Source organism: Herminiimonas sp., from assembly GCF_030645555.1.
Classification (GTDB): domain Bacteria; phylum Pseudomonadota; class Gammaproteobacteria; order Burkholderiales; family Burkholderiaceae_D; genus Oxalicibacterium.
In genome coordinates this window covers 1-5,456 of the sequence record NZ_JAUSME010000208.1, presented here as the reverse complement: position 1 = coordinate 5,456, position 5,456 = coordinate 1, and the positions used below count along the sequence as shown (strand labels likewise).

The 5,456-nt window shown below is 55.6% G+C and carries 4 protein-coding genes and 1 pseudogene; 4 read left to right on the top strand and 1 reads right to left on the bottom strand.

The window, feature by feature from the left end; all coding sequences use genetic code 11:
• From Q7T06_RS08045 to Q7T06_RS08035, 3 genes and pseudogenes are all read left to right on the top strand, one after another.
• A pseudogene (locus Q7T06_RS08045) lies at positions 1–397 on the top strand (lipid-A-disaccharide synthase); the annotation flags it as partial.
• Between the two features lie 33 nt (positions 398–430).
• Entirely contained in the window at positions 431–1,057 is a 627-nt protein-coding gene (rnhB, locus tag Q7T06_RS08040) for a ribonuclease HII (RefSeq protein WP_304783132.1), read from the top strand.
• Positions 1,058–1,072: 15 nt separating this feature from the next.
• A complete protein-coding gene (locus tag Q7T06_RS08035; protein ID WP_304783129.1) occupies positions 1,073–1,867 on the top strand; it encodes an RNA methyltransferase in 795 nt (264 codons plus the stop codon).
• Positions 1,868–1,875: 8 nt separating this feature from the next.
• Here the strand turns inward: Q7T06_RS08035 and Q7T06_RS08030 are convergent, their stop codons facing one another.
• Positions 1,876–2,721: a pyruvate, water dikinase regulatory protein gene (locus tag Q7T06_RS08030; RefSeq protein WP_304783125.1), complete on the bottom strand. Its 846-nt coding sequence runs from the start codon at positions 2,719–2,721 to the stop codon at positions 1,876–1,878.
• Positions 2,722–2,899: 178 nt separating this feature from the next.
• Here Q7T06_RS08030 and ppsA point away from each other — a divergent pair, with 178 nt between their 5' ends.
• Positions 2,900–5,335 carry a phosphoenolpyruvate synthase gene (gene ppsA / locus Q7T06_RS08025; RefSeq protein WP_304783122.1) on the top strand — a complete coding sequence of 812 codons (2,436 nt, stop codon included), beginning with the start codon at positions 2,900–2,902 and terminating at the stop codon, positions 5,333–5,335.
• Positions 5,336–5,456: the final 121 nt, after the last annotated feature.

Genomic DNA, 5,456 nt, shown 5'->3' with positions numbered 1-5,456 from the left:
CATCGCCGGGCAGTCGCATCAGGCCCTGGCTGCCGCAGATGCGGTACTGGTGGCGTCCGGCACGGCATCGCTGGAAGTCGCCTTGTTCAAGAAACCGATGGTCATTGCCTACAAGATGATGCGCGCCTCCTGGCATGTATTGCGTCATATGGGTTACCAGCCGTGGATAGGCTTGCCGAATATACTGGCGCAGGAATTTCTGGTGCCTGAATTGCTGCAGGATGCAGCGACACCGCAGGCCCTGGCCGATGCCTTGTGGCAGCAGTTGCAGGATGGGCCACACCGCGAACGCCTGCAGCGCCGCTTTACCGAAATGCACCACACTCTGTTGCGCGACACTGCCGGCGAAAGCGCAAGGGCAGTGCTGCAATTGATAGATCAATCGCGCCATGCCTGAGTGGCCCGCAAATACAAAAAACAAGATGGCGTCATGGTGAAAAAAATCGATCTCAATCTTCCGCTATTCAATTACCTCGACGATGTCATCTGCGGCGTCGATGAAGCAGGGCGAGGCCCGCTGGCAGGGCCGGTATTCGCCGCTGCCGTGATCCTCGATCCGGCCCGGCCCATCGAAGGCTTGCGCGACTCGAAAAAACTGACGGAAGCGCGGCGTGATGCCCTGGCCATCGAAATCAAGGCGCATGCACTGTCCTGGTCGATCGCCGAATGCTCGGAACAGGAAATCGATACCTTGAATATCCTGCAGGCGACGATGCTGGCGATGCGCCGCGCAATAGAGGGCTTGCACATATTGCCGACGCTGGCGCTGATAGATGGCAACCGGTGCCCGGTCATTTCGGTGCGCGCCGAAGCGATCATCAAGGGTGATGACAAGGTGCCGGCCATTTCCGCCGCCTCCATCCTCGCCAAGACTGCGCGCGACCATGCATTGGGCTTGCTGCATCTGCAGTATCCGCATTACGCCTTCGATCAACACAAGGGTTATCCAACCGCCTTGCATATGGAGCGCCTGCGCCTGCACGGCGTGTCGCCAGTACATCGCAAATCGTATGCGCCGGTGCGCGCATTGCTGGGCGAGTTTGCCCTTGCCCGCTAGCCTGCTGCCATCATCATGACGATCAAAACCATTTCATCGCGCGACAATCCGCTCTACAAGGAGTTGAAGCATCTGGCCACCAGTTCGCAGGCGCGCCGCAAGGCGGGCCGCACCCTGCTCGATGGCGTGCATTTGTGCGAAGCGTATATCCAGAAAGTGAGCATGCCGCCGCTCTGCGTGGTGAGCGAAACAGCAATGCTCAACAGTGAAGTGACGGTCATCGTGCAGCAGTGCGCAGCCGGCCCGACGCAATGCATAGCCTTGCCCGATGCTCTGTTCCATGCGCTGAGCCAGGTCGAACATGGCGTCGATATCCTGTTTGTGATCGATACACCGGAATTGAAGCAGCCGCAAGGCTTGACGCAATCGGCGGTCTTGCTCGACAAGGTGCAGGATCCGGGCAACTTCGGCTCCATCGTGCGCAGCGCTGCAGCGGCCGGCATCAAGCAGGTTTTTTGCAGCACCGGGACGACCTTCGCCTGGTCGCCCAAGGTCTTGCGTGCAGGCATGGGCGCACATTTCCTGCTCGAGATATTTGAAAACGTAGACCTCGCCGCCTTGCTGGATCATGCCGCTGTGCCGGTGATCGCGACCAGTTCGCATGCGGAAAAACGGCTTTACGATCTCGATCTTACGCAGCCTGTCGCGTGGCTATTCGGTCATGAAGGGCAGGGCGTGGCAGATCATTTGCTGGCGCGGGCAACTCACCAGATTGCGATCCCGCATCTGGGCGAAATCGAATCGCTGAATGTGGCGGCCAGTTCTGCCGTCTGCTTCTTTGAGCAGGTCCGGCAGCAAATCGCTCGCTAACATTGCCATCAATAGGGGCGTTGTTCCGATTTTAATTCCTGCAAAATCGTCGCGGCAATTTCTTCTATCGATTTGCTGGTCGATGACATCCAGCGTATGCCTTCGCGGCGCATCATTTTTTCCGCTTCATTGATTTCATAGCGACAGTTTTCCAGCGCTGCATATTTGCTGCCCGGCAGGCGTTCATTGCGGATTTCTGCCAGCCGGTCTGCGGCAATAGACAAGCCGAATATCTTGCTCTTGTATGGCAGCAAGCTGCCAGGCAGCTTTTCGCGTTCGAAATCATCGGGGATCAATGGGTAGTTTGCCGCCTTGATGCCGTACTGCATCGCCAGAAACAGGCTGGTTGGCGTTTTACCCGAGCGCGAGACGCCGACCAGGATCACATCGGCATTCGATAAATTCTTGTTCGACTGGCCGTCGTCGTGCGCCAGCGAAAAATTGATCGCTTCTATCCTTTGTTTATATTCTTCTGAATCGGTGCTAGTGTGACTGCGACCTATCGTGTGCGTCGATTTGACGCCGAGTTCCTGCTCCAGCGGTTCGACAAAGGTCTGGATCAGATCCATGTGCATGCCTTTGGATAGACGCACCACATTCGACAGATCGGCTTTTACCAGCGTGGAAAAAACGATGGGACGCTGTCCGTCAGCGGCAAATGCCTCATTAATTTTCCGCAATGCATCATAAGCCTTGTCCAGCGTGTCTATGAAGGGTAAACGGATTTGCCTGAAGCGCAATTCGAATTGCGTCAATACCGAATGACCAAAGGTTTCAGCAGTGATGCCGGTGCCATCGGAGACAAAAAAAACAGTGCGCGCGTTTGGCGTAGTGATATCAACAGGATTAGGCATGGCTGATTTGTAAGGGTCGTGTAAGTTAAAAAATGCTGCGCTGCGATGCGCATCTGGATGGGTTTCTGTAAAATGGCGGTCAATTGCTAACTTGTTGCGGCTCTCTCGAAGAATAACAAAAACTGTCGCCTAGGAAAGGCACGCATGAAGATTTCTTATCATCAAAACAGAGGTTGTTATGTCGAATGCATTAAACACGGGGAGCAAGCCTGACCCGACAGAAGGAAGTTATGTCATCTCCTTCGAACACTTGCGGATGTCCGATGTGGATTCCGTCGGCGGGAAAAATTCTTCATTAGGTGAAATGATCAGCCAGCTTGCAGAAGCTGGTGTCAGGGTGCCGGGTGGTTTTGCCACCACTGCGCATGCGTTCAGGGATTTCCTGACACATAGCGTCAACGGTGGTTTGAGTCTGGCGCAGCGCATTGCCGATCGCCTGGCTGATCTGGATACCGACGACGTGCGTGCGCTGGCACAAGCGGGGGCTGAAATCCGACGATGGATAGGCGAGACGCCATTCCAGCCGCGTCTGCTGGAAGAAATCACCCACTATTACGCCAGCCTTGCGGCGGATTCGTCGAAGGAAATGTCATTTGCCGTCCGCTCTTCGGCTACCGCAGAAGATTTGCCGGATGCATCGTTTGCCGGCCAGCAGGAAACCTTCCTCAATGTGGTCGGCATCGACAATGTGCTGGAAGCGATCAAGCATGTCTTCGCTTCACTGTACAACGATCGCGCCATTTCATATCGCGTACACAAAGGCTTCACGCATGCCGAAGTCGCCTTGTCGGCGGGTGTGCAGCGCATGGTCCGTTCCGATCTGGGTGCGGCTGGAGTGATGTTCAGTATCGATACCGAATCCGGTTTCGAGGATGTGGTTTTCATCACATCCAGCTACGGCCTCGGCGAAACCATCGTCCAGGGCGCCGTCAATCCGGATGAATTCTATGTGCACAAACCGATGCTGGCACTGGGCAAGCTGCCTATCATACGTCGCAACATCGGCTCCAAACTGATCAAGATGGAATTCACCGCTGAAACCAAGGCGGGTCATTCAGTGCAGACCGTCGATGTACCTATCGGCATGCGCAATCGCTATTCGCTCACCGATGATGAAATCGTCGAACTGGCGAGATACGCCGTCATCATCGAAAAACATTACGGTCGCCCGATGGATATCGAATGGGGCAAGGATGGCCTGGATGGCAAGCTCTACATCCTGCAAGCGCGTCCGGAAACCGTCAAGTCGCAGCAAAATGCGCACGATGTACAGCAGCGCTTCAGGATGAAAGGTAGCGGCACCGTGTTGACCGTGGGTCGCGCCATCGGCCAGAGGATAGGCGCCGGTCCGGTGCGTGTGATTCTGGATGCAGCCGATATGGAACGTGTGCAGCCGGGCGATGTGCTGGTGGCGGACATGACCGATCCTAACTGGGAACCGGTCATGAAACGCGCTTCAGCGATCATCACCAATCGCGGCGGCCGTACCTGTCACGCGGCGATCATTGCGCGTGAGCTGGGCGTGCCGGCAGTTGTCGGTTGTGGCAATGCCACTGAATTGCTCAAGGATGGCGCACTGGTGACGGTATCGTGCGCCGAAGGTGACGAAGGCAAGGTCTACGACGGCTTGCTGGAAACCGAAGTGACTGAAATCGCACGCGGTGATTTGCCCGAATTGCCGTTGAAGATCACGATGAACGTCGGCAATCCACAACTGGCTTTCGATTTCCAGTCGATCCCGAATGCCGGCGTCGGCCTGGCGCGCCTGGAATTCATCATCAACAACAATATCGGCGTGCATCCAAAAGCGATACTGGAATATCCGCACATCGATCCTGACTTGAAAAAGGCTGTGGAATCCGTCGCACGCGGCCATGCCTCGCCGAAGGCGTTTTACATCGACAAGCTGGCTGAAGGCATTGCGACTATCGGCGCGGCTTTCTGGCCGAAGCCGGTCATCGTGCGTCTGTCCGATTTCAAATCGAATGAATACAAGAAGTTGATCGGTGGCTCGCGTTACGAACCGGATGAAGAAAACCCTATGCTGGGTTTCCGTGGCGTGGCGCGTTACCTGGCGCCGGACTTTGCCGAATCGTTCGAGATGGAATGCCTGGCGATGAAGCGCGTGCGCGAAGAAATGGGCTTGACCAATGTCGAGATCATGGTGCCGTTCGTGCGTACCCTCGGGCAGGCAGAAAAAGTCATCAACCTGCTGGCGAAGAATGGTTTGAAACGCGGTGAAAATGGCTTGCGCATCATCATGATGTGCGAAGTGCCGTCCAACGCGATTCTGGCTGAAGAGTTCCTCGAGTACTTCGACGGCTTCTCTATCGGTTCCAACGATTTGACGCAATTGACGCTGGGCCTGGATCGCGATTCCGGCATGGAAATTCTGGCCGCCGATTTCGACGAGCGGGACCCTGCCGTACTGGCCTTGTTCTCGCGCGCGATTGCTGCATGTCGCAAGCAGGGCAAGTATGTCGGTATCTGCGGCCAGGGGCCGTCGGATCATCCGGATTTTGCCGCCTGGCTGATGAAGGAAGGCATTACTTCACTGTCGCTCAATCCGGATTCCGTGGTCGAAACATGGCAAAACCTTGCCAAGCGTCTGTGAAGCCATGATCAAGCCATAAGCAAATCATAGCTAAGTCACAATCGGCCAGGGGTTGGAAATTATTTCCCCTGGCCGTTTTTTGGACTAGACTATACGTACTCCTGACCGGATAAGGCTTTCA